A 17,168-nucleotide genomic window follows, 5' to 3' on the forward strand; every position below is an offset into this window, starting at 1 on the left:
CTGGGGCAAGACCTACATACACTAGCGATACTTTGCCGCACCGGGAAATCTGGGGCTGCGGACGCTTGTTCCGGACAATACCAGTCACAGCACGTCACATTGTTCACGCGCCGACGAGTCGTCGATCCGGCATTCGACACTGCCAGCGTGCGACTCCTTGCTATCGGCCAGTGTTCAAACTTGCTCCCAGTAAGTCTTTGTCTTTATTTCGGTCAGCTTGTGAAACAGAGGGGTTTGTTTTGCCTAGACTTATTCGACATGTCGCCTTACTAAGCGCTAGTGTCGTGGCGTCTCTTAGCTTCACGGTGGCGCTAAGCACGTCAGCTTCCGCCGACACACTGCCTGTCGAGGCGAATCGGTCCACAATGCCGGTGCAGCAACAGGAACAGCTGTGCGCGCAGCGCGCGGCCAAACTCGGGACACGCGACAATTACGAGTGCACCGTCGTGACGAGCAGCGGCGAGCTACCGACAAGCGCCGTCCCCGTGGGCGAGGATCCAGCGTCCGCACCACTGACCGCGCGTCGTTCCGGCGGCGATGCGTCACCGCAAGCGATCTCCCCTGCGTGCTTGCTCGGTGTCTCGAACCCGACACGGGCGATCTCCTGCTCCGACCGGAACTGGACCGTGACCCACTACCGAGAAGTCAACGGCGTGAAGACTCCCATCGGAACCGTGGACCTGAACATCAAGTCGTCGGCCGACTTCGAGGAAGGGCAGGGTTCCACACCAGCGTGGGACCTGGACGTCGAAGTAACGGTCACCAAGACATGGGGGACTCTCCAAGGAGGGACTGCCGGGAACTCGTGGACCGGGTGCTTCGGCCATCAGGACAAGTGCACGACATCGCGCCTGTCGGGCTCCAATGACGAGAACGAGCCGGTGGCGTTGCCTCCGAAGGCGAAGGTGACCAAGTGGTACACCCAGTATTCAGCGTCCATGACCAATAACCAGGTGCTTCCCATAACCGGAAACCTCGGCTCAGCTCTCGAATTGACCACGCCGGCGAACCCGGTGACGATCGCCGACCACTACGGCAACACTCTCTGGGGCCGGTGTGACAACGCCGAAACGAACCGCTATGGCGCCGGCTGCGTCGATGACAAAGGCCTCGCGTTCGTCATGTACAGCGCCACCGACAACGAAAAGGTCGGACCTGTCGCCGACCACGTCTACGACGCGATCCGCACCCTCCCCAGCCACTGGGGACGCCCTTATGCAGGAAAGCCCCTGACCAGGCTGACCGACTTGACCAAGATCGAAGCCAACCGTCGCGTCGCCTGCGGGGGCAGCCCAGCCCCATCCTGCGACGAGTACCCTCTGGCCTCGTCCTACCAAGGCGGCAACGGCGCCGCTCCCGGCGATCGTTCCACTCGCACTGTTCCCGCCGAGGCGAACAGCTCACAGGGGGGTCTGACCGCCGCCTACTTCGACTACTATCGCGTTCTTGACACAGATGAGTTCTACGTCCAGGCTATCAAGAAAGACGGATCACGAGCCTGGTAGGAACTTGAGGAGCTAGCCAGAAATGGCTGACGCGAACGAGAGTGTGGTACTGGAATTCCCCGTCCAGGACGGCCAGTACCACATTCGCGCTTCCCCCGGAATCGACAACGACTGGCCTGACTCCCAATTCGGATTATTCGTCGGCGAAGATAACTGGATCGCCGTTCTCTGCGGCACCCAGTACGGCAAGGTCCGACTGACCATCCAAGCTCTCGAGCAACCGCCCGCAGAAATCGACCAGAGCTGGGATATGGCAGCAGAAAAGACGCTTGACTGCCCCGCCGGCCACCTCACCGTGCAAGACCTCTACAGCAGCAGCGGACCGCAGCACTTCGAGGTTGCCCCCGGCTGGATCAGACTACGCATCTCGGCCCGGAATAGGGCTGCTGCCTTAGCGCGCCCAGAATTCGACCCGTCCCCTGTCGAGCATCATCTCATCCAAGTATGGCCTACTGCGTCCCAGCTGGAACCTATGCTCGTCTACGGCCCGGATGAGTTCGCGCGACACTACGAATAAATGCCACCAACCAGCCAAAAGCTGGCACCGCACGTGCACAGTGGGGCAGCTTTCACCGCTGGCTACGACAAAGGCACGCGGTGACACGAGCAGCGGTGCGGTGGGCGAGGTGACCGCCCTGCTGAGCCACGACGACATGGCGATTCGATGGGCACTCGCCGAACGGCCGGATCTGCCTTTAGATGCCCAGCAGCGGCTGGCGGCCGATCACATCCTCGGTGTCCGTGCGGGCCTGGCCGTCAACCCCGTGGTGGCGGAGCCGATCCTGCGCAACCTGGCGAACGACGAGTCCGCGGACGTACGGCGAGACCGTGGCGTACAACCCGTCGGTCCCGCTGGACGTGCTCACGCACCTAGTCGAGTCGACCAGGATCGGATCGGTCCGGTTGCCCCGCGTCATGGCGGCGACCGATGAGGAGCTACGCAACCTCACCGTGCACCCTGACCCGCGGTCGTGGGATCTAACGAAGGTGGACGCACGGGCATTCGCCAGGGCCGCGCTCGACCTCGTTGACCACATTCGGTGTGCGTCATGTGGGTGGCTACCGAAAAAGACACCTGTAAATGCGGCGCGGTTCAGCTGGGAATGCGAAATGAGTTTGAGTCAGGCGCCAGCTAGATACCGTGAACTGACAACCATCACCAGAATTGGCAGCGCCCTGACACAACGCTCGTCCGCCGATGTCATCGGGTGCGATCCGGCCTCGACCTGCATAGGTCACTATGGCTGATGCGGAGACTCATCGAGAATGGCCTCATCAGAGCCGGCGAGCTCGGCGAAGTGCCCGGTCACCGACAGGGACTCCGGCATCAGCTAAAAGGCTGCCACCCTGGAAGGACGCTTCAACTCAACGGCCTTCTTTCTGGTCCAGGTGCACCCACGTCCTCCTACTCCGCGGCATTCGAACGTCACCCGAACTGTGACGCTGAGATCAGGATCAGGCACAGCTATCGGGATAGTCAACGTAGCGTCACGGACCATCAAATTCGGTCCCGAAGTGCCCACCTGGACGCCGCCAACGACAACGGCCGCAGCATCGTCCAGGTCGTCGTCAGCGCCTGAGATGCCCATCCAATGCACGTCGACTTGCCCCCTCCTCAGGGCCTGCAGTTCGACTAATGTGCAACTGTTGCCGGGCATCTCGACAGTGATCACCATCGGCGAGGCGCCAGGCGCGATACAGTCCAGTCACTTCCTCACTACGCCTCGGAATTCGTGCCAGCGCCCAGGGCTGGGTGGAGCAGGGTCACCAGTTGTCTTTGAGGATTGTGCCCGCCGTGGTGCGGGCCGCACGCAGCCGAAGCCTTAGCCCGCGGCGCTGGCCGATCTTCTTGATCAGCTTCGTGTAGACCCTCTCCACCTGCCAAGTCAGGTCGCCAGAGAAACCGTTGCGGACCCTCAGATAGCCGAGGAGGTCTGCGGCAAGTCGGGCCGCCTGCTCCAGGTCGCCACCGCGGCGTTCCCACTCGATCCGTGCCAAGCGAAGTTCAACGATCGGCTCGAGGTCGTAGTCGTTGACGAGGCCATCCGTCTCGGCTATGACCAGGTCGACGTACTCGTTCGCCTTGGTGATATCTCCGGACTCGCCGAGGACGTGGGCGTAGTCGATGACCACGGCCCGGGTCCACCGGTTGTCGAGATCCAGCTCGTCATATCCGGACAGGACGTTTTCACACACCTCAAGGCAGTCGTCTATCGCGCCGGCTCGCCTCAGCCACCCGGCTTGCTTAATCTTCAGCAGGACGACTTGGTGGTCGCTCTCGCCCACGAGCAGAGAAGCGTCGGCGATCAGCTCTTCGAGGAGCGCCGACGCCCGTTCCGGGCGGCCGGCACCACCCATCCCGTCCGCCGCATGTGCCTGTTCCACGATCGAGTCCAGCCGCCGGACCACATCTCCCGCAGGATCAAGAACCCACGACAGCCTCTCTGTCCGGGCCAGCGGGACGGGAGTGCCGTGCTCTACGTGGTCTTCGACGCTGGGCGCTCGTTCTTCCGGCCCGCAGGTGCCAGTGGCGGAGTTCCGCCCAATCAGGACCGGCCGGATGCCGCCGGTCGCCTTGCGGCAGGGCGCTGGCAGTCCGCGACGGGTGAGTCGGGTCTGCAGCTGCTTGCAGACGTACTCCGCGTCGAGGAGGTCGGGGCCGCCGGGTGCGCCGTGCCGTAACAGCTCGATCAGCTCGCCGGTGAAGGCGGTGTACCGGGCACCGACGGGTGCGTCAGCGCGAGTGTGGGCTGGTGTCGCGGCGAGCACAAAGGTCCGTTCCGGCTCGGGCAGCTGCTGAATGAGACCTTCCTGAGGCTCCCCTCCGAGCGCCGCGCGGCCCGCGTAGCAGCAGTCCAGAATCAGGATCCGCTGCCGCGCGGGCGAAGCGTCAATCTCCGCGAGCAACGCCGCACATGGAATGGCCGTCCAGGCCAGGAGATCCGGTGACGTCCCAGGCAGACTCAAGTACAGCTCGCCAGCGTGATCGAGGTGGCCGTGGCCCGCGTAGTACACGACGAGGAGATCGGTCGCGGTGGCACAGGCCTGCCGCACCGCGTCGCCGACCTCGGGCATCTCCTTGTCGATCACCGACGTGATCCTGCTCGAGGCAAGGAAACCGTGCCCTTCGAGCGAGAGCTCGAAGGCGAGGTCATGGATGTTCGTACGGATCGAGGGCACGTTGAGCAGCTCGTGATCGGCGAAGCGGCTGCTCCCGACCAGCACCGCCGAGGAGGAGGCGGAATGTGGGACGTTCATGCCTTGTCTTCGGGGTACACGACCGTCGACACCACGTCGGCGAGCTGGTCTCCGGTCAGGTTTTCTGTTTCGACCTCGACCGTCCGGCCGTCGGGACCGGTGACCTTGATGCGCACCTTGGGGCGACGGGCGACGAGCCAGTCCGCCATCAGCTTGACGAACAACGTAGCGGTTCCACCGGCCCCGAAAACCACGACCAGCACGTCAGAGACACCACCGAGCTTTCCCGACTCCCGGGGCGGCGCCGGTGTGCGTACCGAGCCGCGGAAGCCGGGAGCAGTCCGAAACCAGTCGTGGAGGAACCGCCGTTCGGCATCGAACTGAACGCCGTCGAGAATCGTGATCTCCGCTGCTTGCCCCATCGTCGAACTCCCACCGCAGTGCGTCTTCAGTCAACTCCGGAGGGTAGCGCGTCCCGGCTTAATTGGGCTCTGCTTAGGGCAGTGAAACGGCTCGCCGGCACGGCTTTGTACAGCGCCGAACTTCGATGGGAGTAAGCATCTTCGGCGTCGAGGATCAGCCCCATCGACACCCGTCGCCGGGACTCGCCCTGGCTTGAACCGGTGTCTCCTCGGGCTTCGTCCCTCATCTTGTGTGATGACCTTCACGGCTCTTCATCGGGCAGTCGGGCCGACCCCGGACCGCTGAGCGACGATCTCCTCACCGAGCCGTGGCCTCGGGTGTCACCGAGTCGAGTGACCTCGACTGGAAGTCCGAACTGCCGCCCGCGAAGGGACTGGCGCAGACCGACGTCCCCAAAGACGTTGCGGCGATGGTCAACAGCGGTGGCGGTGTGATCGTGTTCGGCGTGCGCGAGTCGCAGAAGGCCGCGGTCAGCCGGGTTGACGTAGGTGTGTTTGACGAAACCTACGAGCGTTCGCTGCGTAGCGTGGCGATCACCGCGATCTCTACGCCGGTCTTCGGTCTGAACGTGCACAGTCTCGGCTCTGAGGGCGAACGGGCTGTGATCGCCCGGGTCTGCGCCGATGGGTCGCAGTGAACATGTCGATGGAAGGTCGTTCTACCTGGAAGGAGTCGTGGATCAGCATCCACCACGACGGCTCGATTACTCTCGCGGCCGCCGCCGGCGGGCACCCGTCACGTGGCGGCGAATCACTCGAAGGCCGGCAGATCAGATCGGCCGCTCTCGAGGGCGCGATCGCAGACCTGATGGCTCATACGCACGACCGCGGAAGCGACAAGTACAACGAGTATGACATTCGGGTCGGGATCGAATGGGGAGGCGACACGCCACTCACGATCCTGACCACGGACAACATGGGCTTTGACTACGACGGTGTGTCGATTCCTCTTCACCGGTACACGCCCGTCGAGACGACTGTGAACGCGCCGGCGTCCTCGGTGGATTTCTACTGGCACGTGCACGAGCTCGCCGAGGACTGTCTGAATCGGGGTGGCATCTCGAACGTAAAGATGGTTCACCCGCCTGCGCGCGACGACCAGACATCCAGCCAGACGTAGCTCCAGCGGTCCGACAACGCGTCGCCACGACCGGAACTATCCACAGGCAGTCGACATCAAGCGCGGACAGCTTTCTCGGCCGATTCGCCCTGTCGGGTCTGTCCCCACGAACGCACGCTAGGCGGCATGAGAGTGCGTCGACTCGACCGATGTTGAGCCCAATTCCTCAGGGGAGGATGTGGGTGTCACAAAGGCAGCTTCGATGACAGCGAGCGGGAAGACGAACTATCTGCCGCCGACAGCGAGATCGCGCACTGTGCGACCAGTTCGCCGGCACCACAGAACCCTGAGCCACGCCTGCGCCGTCGGTTCAAATGCGGTGCACGCCAATGTCAGGAAGACTTCCCCAATAGACGCGCCGGATCGCACGCACATGTGGCCGGTCCCACGCTTCGAGGCGCTGGAGTCGAGCCCGGTCAACCCCTGTCTCAGGAACACGGCGGACTGTACGGCAGCTCAGCCGACACGAACTTGTCCCACATCTCGCGAGTGAGTGTGCTCCCCGTGATGGCGCAGATGCTGTGCACGGCTTGGGGCACGGTCATGTCCCACAGCCGCACGGTGTGGTCATGGCTGCCAGTGGCGAGAGTGGCGCCATCGGGGCTGAACTCCACCGCGTTGACGTCGGCCTGGTGACCGGTGAGCGGCTGACCCGACTGCGTCCGGTCGGCTGTCCGCCAGAGCCGCACGGTGTTGTCGCTGCTGCCACTGGCCACCGTGTGACCATCCGGGCTGAACGCAACCCCCAAGACGGGGTTGGTATGGCCGACAAGGGGTTCGCCGAGCGGTGTGGCGTGAGCAGGATCGCTGACGTCCCACAGCCGCACCTGCTCGTCGTCGCTGCCGCTGGCCAATGTCCGCCCATCCGGACTGAACGCAACCCGGCGTATGTCGTCCCGGTGCCCTTTGAGGGGTCCGGACAGCAACGTGGGCTTAGCCGGATCGGAAATGTTCCACAACCACACCGAGACGTCGCTGTATTCGGTGCCCGTCGCCAGAGTTCTTCCGTTCGGGCTGAACGCCACCGCCAAGGCGTTGGCGTCCGGTCCGATCACGATCCGGGACAGCAGCACGGGTTTGGCCGGGTCGGCGACGTCCCACAACCGCACGGAGTTCTCGTCCTTCACATCGCCACCGGTGACCAGGATGCGGCCGTCCGGGCTGAACGCCATCGACCGGACGCCGTCGGCATGCCCGGTGATCGGCGCGCCGATGGGCGCCGGGCGGGCCGGATCGGTGACGTCCCACAGCCGCACGGTCCGGTCGCCACCGCCGGTGGCCAGCACGCGGCCATCCGGACGGAACGCCAAGGCGTTGATGTCGTCCTGGTGGCCGGTGAGCGGCCGGCCCAGCTGCTGCCGATCGGCCAGCGTCCACAACCGGACGGTCCGGTCGCCGCCGCCGGTGGCCAGGATGCGCCCGTCAGGGCTGAACGCCAACGCCTTGACTTCCCCCGTATGTCCAGTTAGGACAGTGTCGGGTATGTTCCACAGCCTTACCGCCCGGTCGCCACTGGCAGTGGCCAGGATGCGGCCGTCCGGGCTGAACGCCATCGACCGGACGCCGTCGGCATGCCCGGTGATCGGCGCGCCGATGGGCGCGGGGCGGGCGGGGTCGGTGACGCCCCACAGCCGCACGGTGTAGTCATCGCCGCCGGTGGCCAGCGTCCGCCCGTCGGGCCCGAACGCCAACGACCGGATTGCGCTGGCATGCCCTGTGATCGGCCGGCCCAGCGCCACCGGGCGAGCCGGGTCGGCAACGTTCCACAGCCGAACTGTCCGGTCGTTGCTCGCGCTGGCCAGCGTCCGTCCGTCGGGACTGAACGCCACCGAATGGACAGCCCCGGTGTGTTCGGTCAACGGTGGCCCGAAGGGTTTGGCTCGGTCCGGCGCGGCGACGTCCCACAGTCGCATTGTCCGGTCATCGCCGCCGGTAACCAGAGTCCGGCCATCAGGACTGAACGCCACGGAGTGGGTGTCGGTGTTGTCGGCCACCGGTGGGCCGAGGGCCGTGGGCCGGGCGAGGTCGGTGACGTTCCACAGCCGTACGGTCCGATCGTCGCCCGCGCTGGCCAGCGTCCGCCCGTCAGGACTGAACGCCAACGACCGGATCGTCCTGGTGTGCCCCGTGATCGGCGGGCCGAGCGCCTCAGGGCGGGCTGGGTTGGTGACGTTCCACAGCCGCACCGTGTTGTCGGCGCCGCCAGTGGCCAGAGTGCGGCCGTCCGGGCTGAACGCCAGCGCACGGGTTGCTTCGCCGTGACTGATGGTTTCGTTCAGTAGCACCGGGCGGGCCAGATCGGCGACGTTCCATAACCGCACGAGTCTGTCACCGCTGCCGCTGCCGGTGGCCAGCGTTCGCCCATCGGGACTGAACGCCACCACGCTGACGTCCTTGGCGCCCGAGGGCAACGTGGCGGACAGCGGCGCGTTCGCGTCGACGATCAAGTGGGTGCCCGTGTCCGGATCCGCCGGACGCATGCGGTGGGCGACGAGATCGAGCTGGGCCGCCAGCGACACGTCGATGGTCCGTATCCGGTTCGCCTCGGCGGTGACCTTGTTGAAGATCGCGGCGTCGCGTTGTTCCTGGGCGATGTCGCGTTGCTGGAAGGCGTAGACGGCGGCACTGGACGCGACAAGGCCGAGAACGGCCAGCATGGTGACCGCGGTTCGACGGACTCTGGCCCGCCGGCTTTCGTGCCGGATCGACGCGCTGAGGAAGGCCGCTCCGAGCGGTGTGAGGGCGGCGCGGTGCTCACTCCTGGACTGCCACCCCCTCGCGATGGCCAGCCGATCGCCGCGATACAGCGATCCGACCGGTTTCCCTTCTCTCTCCCACTGTTCGGCGGCCTCGATCAACTGCTGCCGGATGACCTGATCGTTGCGGCCCGTCTCGATCCAGGCGCCGAGCCGCGGCCACGCCCGCAGCAACACTTCGTGGGAAAGCTCGACGGCGTTGCCGTCCAGCGTGACCAGACGTTTCTCGATCAGCCAGCCGAGAACTGTCTCAGCGGTCCGCGGTGCTTCGAAACCTTTGACAAGGTCTGCCGGATCCGCGCGCCGCCTGGCAGGCGGCGCGTCGTGCCTGACCACGACCAGGTGCATGAGGATGTGCTGGAAGATCATGCGCTGCTCGGCCGTGGAACAACGCGCGTAGGCCTCGTCCGCGGTCGCCACGATCGCGCCTTGGATCCGCCCGGTCCGGTCGTAATCCGCCAAGGTCAGCTTGTCGTCCGTGCGCCGCTGCCAGGTGACGGCCAACGCGTGGGCCAGCAGTGGGAGCCCGCCCGCATCCGGCCCGATCTCATGCAGGAGGACCTCGACCAGACTCGGCTCGACGTCGACGCCGATCTGCTGAGCCGGCCGCTCGATGGCCGCTCGCAGCCCGGCCGGAGTCATCGCCTGGAGGTTGAACTGGCTTGCCGGCAGGAAAGCTGCGAGCTGATCGTCAGCGAGGCAGCGGTCGTAGAAGTCGCCCCGCAACCCGAGAACCGCACGCATCGCGATCAGTGCGGCGATGAAACGCCGCCGCTCGGCCTCGTCGGCGCACAGGGTGAACACCTCTTCGAACTGATCCACCACGATGACAGTCCCGTCAGGCAGCTTGCTTGCCAGCAGGGCAGGATCAGATCCGACCGCTGAGAGCACGCCGTCCACGCTGTCGTCGATGAGCTGTGCGACCTGCTGTGCCAGTGTCTCGCAGAGCTCCTTCGCCGGGGTGAGCAACAGCCATGGGCGTCCACTGTCGGCTACCGCGGTTATCACGCCTGCTCGAAGCAGCGACGACTTGCCGGAACCGGACGGTGCGACGACGAAGACCGGCCCGCTGCGGTGATCGATCTTGTCCATCAACACCGACAGGGTTGCCTCGCGGCCGAAGAACCACCGCGCTTGGTCGGGTTGGAACGCACGCAGACCCGGATAGGGGCAGACGTCCTCCGGCCACTCCGCCTGGCTGACGTCGGGCGGGTACGGGTCGTCCGGCAGGCAGATCCACCCCACCGTCTCCGTTTCCTTGACCCGGATGCGTTTGGGCCGATAGCGGGTCTCATCGGCAGCGCTGTGCCAGACCACTTCACGGAACAACCAATCGGAGGTGATCATCGCGAGCACGCCGGCCGACCCGGCGAGGGCGTCCTTCAACGGCGACGCGTCGAGCAACCGGAACGTGTGGTTGATCGCGACGCCGGTCGCGCCGTGCGCGTCGAGCAGAACTTCCCCAGCGTGCACCGCCATCCTCAGCCGGATCTGCTCGCCGGTCCCGTGCGCCCGGTTGTGCCTGCTCAACGCTTTCACCAGGCGACCGGGCACCTGCTCGACGAACAGCTGCTTCGGAACATCCGCCGGTGCCAGAAGAAGCACGCCGTCACCCCGGTCTTCGCGATGGCAGGCGCTCCAGTGCGAGCCGAGCGCATGAGCCAAGGCCGCATAGAGGGCGTTGCGTACATTCCTCTGTTCCGGGTTCTTCCGGCCGCTGAATTGCTCCACGTCCACAACCAGAACAGTGCGATGCAGCGCATCAGACGACACGAAACCTCCGCAGATCACGTCACTCGGCCAAAGATGCCGCCATAGTCCCCGCAGCCGCACAGAGCCTGATGAGCTTTCACTCGTTCGCGTGAACCGATTGACGTTCAGTGGGGCGGAAAGAGACGGGCTATCTCCTGGATCGTGTCGGTCATGTGGGGCGATGTCAGCCATCCGGGTCGGTGGCCGTGCGGGTGGACTTTGCCGGGCAGGAGCCGCAGGTCGGCGATGGCGGAGACGCGGTAGGTGCGTGGCCAACCTGGCCTTGCCACAGTGCCTCCGCGGTGGAGAGCAGGTGCGGCACCGCGTAGCCGAGCACCTCGAATCCGACCGACAACGCCTCAGCGCGAACCCCGCCCCGGCAGGGGTGCACTCATCGGCATGAGCGGACGTCGGCGAGTCAACGCGAGCGGTGCTTATGGTGGGAACGATCGATCCAATGCGCGATGTCCGCGCAGGGGTCGGCATCGAGGCGCGTCGACGACGGATCCGACAGTGATGGTCACTTATTGATCGATCTTCTCGGCCGATACCGGGTACCGGCTGCCGCGACACCGATTGCGACTGGCCAGTTGTCACGGAGAAACGCGGTCACACCGGACGAACAAACACAATCACACACCACTTCGTTGGCACACGTGCCGTTGCCACTCGTAGTCGCGAATGGTTCACGGCAATGACTACCCATCGGTACACGATGAGCAGCGAGCAACGTTGTGCACTACGTAAAGGGCGTCCTATCTCTCTACGAGATACTCGGCCATGTATCCACATCGGACTTTACCGCGCAACGAAGGGCGGAGACGAGGTACGGCCAGTCGAAGGTGGCCAGACCGTCCTCGGCGCGGGTGGTGATCGTGTCCGGGTCGAGCAGCGTCACACCGGCCTTCGTAAGTCGGGCGACGCTGTCCGCGTACGCGGGATGGCGACGGAGGACGGGTTTGACACACGGAGCGGCGACGATGGGGACTTCAGCGCCGAGCATCTCGTTGAGCACACCCAACGCGAACGTATCGCTGATACCCGCTGCCCACTTGTTCGTCGAGTTGAAGGTCAATGGCGCGACCAGAAGGGCCTCGGCTCGCGGTAGTGACTTTTCCCGCTGGTGGGGTGGCCGCGGTTGTACCCGCGTGACGCATCCCGTGGCTGCTGCCAGATCGTCGAGGTCGATCCACGAGGCTGCTGTCGGTGTCGCGATCACACACACAGCCCAGCCGTCGGCGGACAGCTGGGGAATGAGTTCCTCGAGCCGCAGCACCGGCGGTGCGGCCGAGGTCACCAAGTAGAGACACCGGCGAGCGGGGGTCATACCGCGGCCCCTGCTCGCAATGCGAGACCACGGAGAGCTGGCAACTGTTGGCGGCGCTCACGGGCCAGCAAATCCGCGATCAGCGATCGTGCGTTTGGGTTGGTACGGACCAGTTCGGGAGCTACACGCTCGGTCTCTAGCAGGTGGATCACTGCCTGTGGGTCCTCTGCGAGCTGCGTGTGCGCCCACGCGCTGTCCAGGTGGAACTGAGCCTGGCGGCCGTTCAAACCGGCCGGTAGTGCGGTGATGTCCAGTTGCTCTGCTGTCGCGAGTGCGCGACGGGGGTCGTGCAGAGTGACCGCCACTGACGTGCGGTGGATCAGCACGTTCGACGGACCGAACGCGGTCCACCCGATGTTGCCGTCAACGCCGAGCCGCTGCGCGAGTTCATCAGCGTGGTCGAGTCGTTCGCTCGCTTCGGCGTCGTCGGCGCGGCGCGCGGCGATGACTGAGCTAATGAGGGTCAACGCGCCCCGCCAGGTCACACTCTGCGGGTCCTGACCTCGCAGGGCGGTGGCGGCGGAGACCGCTGTCTCTTCAGCGTCCTTGATCTGCTCGGAATCGTTCGTTCTGCTCGTGCGCAAGAGAGCGCAAGCTCGTTGATACGCCGCCGCGGCGAGGCCGAAGGTGTCCTCAGCCTTCTCTGCCGCTACGCGCGCCAGCTCAGCTGCGGCTAGACCCGTCTCACCGTCGCCCCTTTTCGTAGCCAGCTTGGCGGTCAGGATCGCCACGCTGCACTGGAGGCCGAGTGCTTCCCGCCGTCTCCGCGCCGGCCCGTTGGCTACTAGAGCGTCGGCAGCCTCACTGACCGACGGCAATCGCTGGGCGACATCGGCATAACGAGCGGCCTGATATTTCCGACGGAGATCGGCAACTTGTGCCGACACCCTCGTGTGGTCCATCCGATGACGCAGCGGCTCCTCGGTGCCGGCGCCTGGCACTTGGTCGACGGGAATCCCGCCGGTGATCAAGGCCGCGTCCGCTATGACCTCGCGCCGTGTCGCCGAGGGTCGCCTGGTGACAAGCTCTGCCTCTGCCGGGTTGAGGAGGATATCCAGTTCGTTGAGAGATACCTGAAGCAGCTTCGCTATGCGCGGACGCCTCCAGGGCTGCGGCGTCAGCGTTCCGCGCTCCCAGCGCCCGACCGTCGAGAGCTCCACCTTGAGCTGCCGGGCGAAGCTTTCCTGGGTGAAGCCAAGGGCCTCGCGCCGAGCCGCAAAGGCCGTTCGCTGGATACCCATGATCGTCACCTTGCCTCGTCGGTCGCCTGTAACGATAACCGGCTGCGGGTCAAGGCCGGTCACCTGCTCGACAAGCTACATCCATTCGGACCACCACCTTCGAGCAGCATCTGCGCAGGTCAGGGAGGCGGCACCGCATCGCCGCCGCGTATCTGCACCAGTTCCACCGCTCTGGATGTCGTTAGTGGGAGCGCAGCGGCCGACTGTTCCCTCTGCTACAGCTGACCGATTTCACTCACTGGGCCACTTTCACACCCGACCCGGTGAACGCCGTGCTATCGACTGGCCCAATGGCGTCCTGCCCATTCCCTGGTCGGGGCGGGCGACGCCTCATGCACGCCTCATGAACGACTTACTCACGCTCTGGATCACGCTGATCACGCCGCGTTGACTAAGTCGTGGTGTGCGGCGGAAGGCACCTCCCGCCCCTCGACCTTCCGCCGCAGACCACACCCACTTCTCGTCTGACGAGACGCGCGGCCCGCGTTCACGGTGAAAGGATCTTGGCACTCGCGATGTACGACACGGAGATAGCCGGACAGACCACCGCCCACCCGGCGAACCCCGCAATGGCCGATTCCGCGCCGGCAAGTCACCAGGTCTGCATCGAGCACACCTTCGAAACCGCGCACCGGCTACCGCATTTGCAAGGTAAGTGCACCAGCCTGCATGGGCATTCCTGGCGGGTCGCGGTGTCCGTGTTCGCTCCCGCCTTGAGTGCCGACGGCACCGTCGTGGAGTTCGGTGTCCTCAAAACCGGAGTCCGGCAGTGGATCGACACCCATCTTGATCACGGAACCATGCTCGGCGTCCGGGACCCGCTCGCCGTGCACCTTTACACCGCGGGGTCCAAAGTTTTCCGCTTCGGCGCAAATAGCTGTGAGACGGTCGACGACGCGGAACTGCTGGCTACCGACCTGCCCTGGCCGACCGTTGAAGCGGTCGCGGTGTTGCTGCGCCGAGTGAGCCAGTCCGTGCTCCTCGCGTTGCCGTGCGCTCCCGAAGCCCGGGTCGGCCGGGTGTTCGTTCGTGAAACGCACCTCAACACCGCGATCTACGGCCCGGTGGACGCGCCGTGAAACTTCCCGCTGTGTCCGATGTAGACGGCGATCTCGTGGTCAACGAAACATTCGGCCCGACCTTTCAAGGGGAGGGGCCAAGCACGGGTCGTTACGCGCGCTTCATCCGTCTGTTCGGCTGTCACCTGTCATGTGCCTGGTGCGATACCCCGCAAACCCATGACGCCACCCGCTACGACCTCGCTGCCGAGCAACGGACTCTCCCGATCGAGGACATCTTAGCCTGGCTTGCCGCCGATCCGGCCGATCTGCTGGTGATCACGGGTGGCGAACCGCTGCTGCAGTCGCGCGCCGTGGAACGGCTGCTGTGCGCGGTCCGGGAGCACGCGCTCGCCACCGATATCGAGGTCGAGACCTCGGGCACTATCGCGCCTACGGGCGTGCTCACCTCGGCGGTGACACGGTTCAACGTCTCGCCGAAGCTCGCCCATTCCGGGCTGCGTCGCCGTCAACGCATCCGTGCCGCGGTGCTGCGCGACCTCGCCGGCACCGGGAAGGCTGTGTGGAAGTTCGTCGTCCAGCAGGTCGACGACTTGGACGAGGTCCAGGAGCTGGTCGACACCTACGGCCTTCATCCGGTCTGGATCATGCCGGAGGGCACGGACAGTTCCACTGTCCTGGCGCGGATGCGGGTGCTGGCCGATCCGGTGCTGGCGCGCCGGTGGCACCTATCGGCCCGGCTTCACACTCTGTTGTGGGAGAACAGTCGTGGCCGCTGACATCACCACGTCCGGGCTCAGTGATCCGGACTTCGCGTACGACACCGCGCGTCACCCCCTGCCTTCACCCAAAATGAGGGGGCTCCGGTGAGCCAACCCAGCAGCCTGCCTGTCAGCCCACAGCGACCTGACCGTACTTCCACACTCGCCGCGGCCCACGCCGCGATGAATCTCGCGGTGGAGCATGTCCTTCGCCATCCTCCACGCCAGATCCGCTACAAGGGCGACCGTGACCCTGTGTCCGAGGTCGATGACACCGTCGAACAGCTGGTACGTCAGCACTTGACCAGCGGGGACGTTACCGAGGTCGGGTTTCTCGGCGAGGAGACCGGCGCGATCGGAAACCGTGACACCTACTGGGTCCTCGATCCCATCGACGGCACGATCAACCACCAGCACGGCAACCCGCTCTGCGCGATCGCCCTCGGCCTCGTCCACCACGAGCAACCCGTGCTCGGGGTCACCGCTCTGCCGTTCCTCGGACACCGATACTCGGCGACCGAAGGCCATGGAGCGTTCCGTGGCGACGAACCGATCACGGCCTCGAGCACCGACCGGCTCGACAAGGCCCTGATCGGGTTCAGTGACTATGGCAGCGGCAATGACACGGGCTTGCGTGACGTCCTGTGCGCTTCCCTGGACCACGCCATTACCGCACGCGCGCAGGGACTTCGCCGGTTTGGTTCCTCCGCGCTCGACTTGGTGTGGGTGGCCGACGGAACCCTCGACGCCTGTGTCCTGCTCGGCAACCGCACCTGGGACACCGCAGTCGGAGCCGTGATCGCCCGTGAGGCCGGAGCCCTCGTTCTCGACTCCGACACCAGCCCACATTCCGTGCGTTCCCGTTGCGCCATCGCCACCAGCCCAGGACTACGCGATGACCTCATGCCCCTACTGCAACTTCTATGGGGAACCCGGTTCTGGCCCAGCCGCGACCAGACCAGCCGCAGCAACGTCGCCGACGCGTCGGCGGACGGCAGCGGCCCCACCTCCAGGGGCGACACACCAACTTCCAGCCCTGCCATCACGTAGAGACGCCCACCGCGGAACACAACACAAGGCGGTGGTCCTCCCGGCCCATTGTCGAGAACGCCGAGGTAATCCTTTGTTACAAGCCACGTCACTACCCTCCGCGCTACTCGCAGAGTTGCGCATCTTCCGGCGGCACAGTCCGAGCATGCTGGACGACGACCTGCCAGGCCTCCGGCTTCGCCGATTGGCCGGAGGTCGCAAGAATCGGACCTTCGCCTGGGACGGCCCTGCCGGTGAGATCTGCCTCAAGCTGTACTCCGCCGGGAACCGTGATCGCGCCATCCGTGAGTATCGGGCTCTTCTCCATCTCGCTGACTCAGGGATCACGGCGGCACCGCAGCCGCTGTGGCATGACCCCAACCCGGAACTCCCGGCGGTCGCCACGACCATGCTGCCCGGTCAGGCGGTTCCCGAACTCGACGAATCGGTCAGCGCACTGCGCGCAGTGGTCGGTGTTCTCGCCGAACTGCGCAGAGTCCCGGTTGGGCCGTTCGCAGACACCCCACGAGTCGGTGCGGCGAAGGACATCGTGCATCGGCTCATGGGCACGTGGTCCGGCCAACTCGACGATCATGCCGACGATCCGCACACCTACGACATGCGCCTGCTCCTGGACGCGTGGAGTGAGTGCGGTGCCGCCGCGACACTCCTCGACCCGGCACCAAGGATCTTCTCCCGAGGCGACTCCAACTTGTCGAATTGGCTCTGGGACGGAACCAGAGCCCGAGTAGTCGGCTGGGAGTTCGCTGGCTACAGCGAAGCCGCCTACGACGCCGCGGACATCATCGAGCATCCCAGCGCCCGTGCCATCGACGACGCCCGGTGGATCTCCGTGCTGCCTCACCTCCGCGTCCATGACGAGGACAGCCGCCGGCGGTTTCTCGCCGCCCAGCGCACCGTCGCACTCCACTGGCTCAGCGTGCTGTGGCACCGCCGCGTCGCCCGACCCGACGAGTTCGAAGCCCAACGCACACGGGTGCGGGACCTTCTGCACCACGACTTCCTGTGAGGAAGAAC

14 protein-coding genes are annotated in these 17,168 nt (G+C 65.3%); 8 read left to right on the top strand and 6 right to left on the bottom strand.

Annotation, left to right across the window (positions count from 1 at the left end; genetic code table 11):
- Positions 1-371 precede the first annotated feature (371 nt).
- Together ACZ7KI_RS30075 and ACZ7KI_RS30080 are read left to right on the top strand one after the other, a co-directional pair.
- The gene (locus ACZ7KI_RS30075) at positions 372-1,505 is read left to right on the top strand and encodes a NucA/NucB deoxyribonuclease domain-containing protein (protein ID WP_470276424.1); all 1,134 of its coding nucleotides are present in this window, start codon (positions 372-374) and stop codon (positions 1,503-1,505) included.
- Between the two features lie 22 nt (positions 1,506-1,527).
- A complete protein-coding gene (locus ACZ7KI_RS30080; protein ID WP_470276425.1) occupies positions 1,528-2,022 on the top strand; it encodes a hypothetical protein in 495 nt (164 codons plus the stop codon).
- Positions 2,023-2,200: 178 nt separating this feature from the next.
- Here ACZ7KI_RS30080 and ACZ7KI_RS30085 read toward each other — a convergent pair whose 3' ends face one another.
- From ACZ7KI_RS30085 to ACZ7KI_RS30095, 3 genes are all read right to left on the bottom strand, one after another.
- On the bottom strand, positions 2,201-2,371 hold the full coding sequence (locus tag ACZ7KI_RS30085) for a hypothetical protein (protein WP_470276426.1): 171 nt from the start codon (positions 2,369-2,371) through the stop codon (positions 2,201-2,203).
- An 898-nt stretch (positions 2,372-3,269) separates the two neighbouring features.
- Positions 3,270-4,730 (bottom strand): caspase family protein, encoded by a 1,461-nt coding sequence (locus tag ACZ7KI_RS30090; protein WP_470276427.1) that lies wholly within the window; start codon positions 4,728-4,730, stop codon positions 3,270-3,272.
- A 29-nt stretch (positions 4,731-4,759) separates the two neighbouring features.
- Positions 4,760-5,125, bottom strand: coding sequence for an effector-associated constant component EACC1 (locus ACZ7KI_RS30095; protein WP_470276428.1), 366 nt, complete (start codon positions 5,123-5,125; stop codon positions 4,760-4,762).
- Between the two features lie 308 nt (positions 5,126-5,433).
- On the opposite strand from ACZ7KI_RS30095, the gene ACZ7KI_RS30100 reads away from it, so the two are divergent.
- A complete protein-coding gene (locus tag ACZ7KI_RS30100) occupies positions 5,434-5,763 on the top strand; it encodes an AlbA family DNA-binding domain-containing protein (protein ID WP_470276429.1) in 330 nt (109 codons plus the stop codon).
- Positions 5,760-6,245 carry a hypothetical protein gene (locus ACZ7KI_RS30105; protein WP_470276430.1) on the top strand — a complete coding sequence of 162 codons (486 nt, stop codon included), beginning with the start codon at positions 5,760-5,762 and terminating at the stop codon, positions 6,243-6,245. The genes ACZ7KI_RS30100 and ACZ7KI_RS30105 overlap by 4 nt, the downstream gene beginning before the upstream one ends.
- A gap of 428 nt (positions 6,246-6,673) precedes the next feature.
- On the opposite strand, the gene ACZ7KI_RS30110 is transcribed toward ACZ7KI_RS30105, so the two are convergent.
- The 3 genes from ACZ7KI_RS30110 to ACZ7KI_RS30120 all read right to left on the bottom strand — a co-directional run bounded on the left by ACZ7KI_RS30110 (position 6,674) and on the right by ACZ7KI_RS30120 (position 13,321).
- On the bottom strand, positions 6,674-10,738 hold the full coding sequence (locus ACZ7KI_RS30110) for an nSTAND1 domain-containing NTPase (protein ID WP_470276431.1): 4,065 nt from the start codon (positions 10,736-10,738) through the stop codon (positions 6,674-6,676).
- A 778-nt stretch (positions 10,739-11,516) separates the two neighbouring features.
- Entirely contained in the window at positions 11,517-12,080 is a 564-nt protein-coding gene (locus ACZ7KI_RS30115; RefSeq protein WP_470276432.1) for a flavoprotein, read from the bottom strand.
- A complete protein-coding gene (locus ACZ7KI_RS30120; protein ID WP_470276433.1) occupies positions 12,077-13,321 on the bottom strand; it encodes a helix-turn-helix domain-containing protein in 1,245 nt (414 codons plus the stop codon). The genes ACZ7KI_RS30115 and ACZ7KI_RS30120 overlap by 4 nt, the downstream gene beginning before the upstream one ends.
- Before the next feature lie 503 nt (positions 13,322-13,824).
- Here ACZ7KI_RS30120 and ACZ7KI_RS30125 point away from each other — a divergent pair.
- From ACZ7KI_RS30125 to ACZ7KI_RS30140, 4 genes are all read left to right on the top strand, one after another.
- Positions 13,825-14,400, top strand: a complete 576-nt coding sequence (locus tag ACZ7KI_RS30125; protein ID WP_470276434.1) for a 6-pyruvoyl trahydropterin synthase family protein — start codon at positions 13,825-13,827, stop codon at positions 14,398-14,400.
- Between the two features lie 11 nt (positions 14,401-14,411).
- Entirely contained in the window at positions 14,412-15,119 is a 708-nt protein-coding gene (locus ACZ7KI_RS30130) for a 7-carboxy-7-deazaguanine synthase QueE (protein ID WP_470276435.1), read from the top strand.
- Between the two features lie 165 nt (positions 15,120-15,284).
- Positions 15,285-16,151, top strand: coding sequence for an inositol monophosphatase family protein (locus ACZ7KI_RS30135; RefSeq protein ID WP_470276486.1), 867 nt, complete (start codon positions 15,285-15,287; stop codon positions 16,149-16,151).
- Positions 16,152-16,296: 145 nt separating this feature from the next.
- Complete coding sequence (locus ACZ7KI_RS30140) at positions 16,297-17,160, top strand: aminoglycoside phosphotransferase family protein (RefSeq protein ID WP_470276436.1); 864 nt, start codon at positions 16,297-16,299, stop codon at positions 17,158-17,160.
- Positions 17,161-17,168 lie beyond the last annotated feature (8 nt).

The sequence above is a fragment of the Amycolatopsis sp. NPDC039088 genome, from assembly GCF_055598845.1.